Genomic DNA, 694 nt, shown 5'->3' on the forward strand with positions numbered 1-694 from the left:
CAGGACCGCCAGCTCGACAAAATGCATAACCATGATCGGCAGGATCTTCAGGAATGGGCCGAGCGGCTCGTTCCACAGTTCTGGTCGCAGCATGGTCCCCGCGATCGCATAGAAAAGAGCCACCGCGATCGCCCCGAACAGCCCCAGCCGACTGGTCGGTCGCCAGGCGATCAACGCGCCGACCGCCATGTCGGCCAGCGCTCCGGCGATGACCGCCGGTTCCGCCAGCGGACCGATGGCCGTGCCGACCAGCAAGTCGACCCCGCGGCGCCAGCCGGTGGTCAGGGAAATGATGCCGGTCATGATCCAGAAGAAGGGCAGGACAGTAAAGATCGCCGGCTTGACGAAATAGAGACGGGCGAACCATCGCTCCTGCACCGTCGCGGGATTGAGCTTTAGCGCCGCTTCGAGGCTGGATGGTTGGATCCCTGTCGCAGTGATCCACGCCTGCGGGTCGCCGACAGCGCCCCGCACGATTTCCTTGGCCGCATTGCTGCGCATCGGCGGGCGCCAGCCGAGCAGAGCCGCCGCATCGCCGACCCGGTACAGGCCGGCCGCGACGCTACCGGGCAGAGTGAACTCTCCAGCCGGTCTCGACCCAAGCCAGCGGCGGTAGAGGCCGACCACCTTGCTAATCGGCAGCGCTTCAGGTCCGGCAAGGTCCAGCGCAAGGTGCGATGCGCTATCGGGCCGG

1 protein-coding gene is annotated in these 694 nt (G+C 66.4%); it reads right to left on the minus strand.

The features are described from left to right. Positions 1-694: DoxX-like family protein (locus EOA22_RS36085; RefSeq protein ID WP_206521551.1), on the minus strand; the 694-nt coding region annotated here is incomplete at both ends.

It is taken from the genome of Mesorhizobium sp. M7A.F.Ca.US.014.04.1.1, from assembly GCF_003998745.1.
In the GTDB taxonomy this organism is placed as follows: domain Bacteria; phylum Pseudomonadota; class Alphaproteobacteria; order Rhizobiales; family Rhizobiaceae; genus Mesorhizobium; species Mesorhizobium ciceri.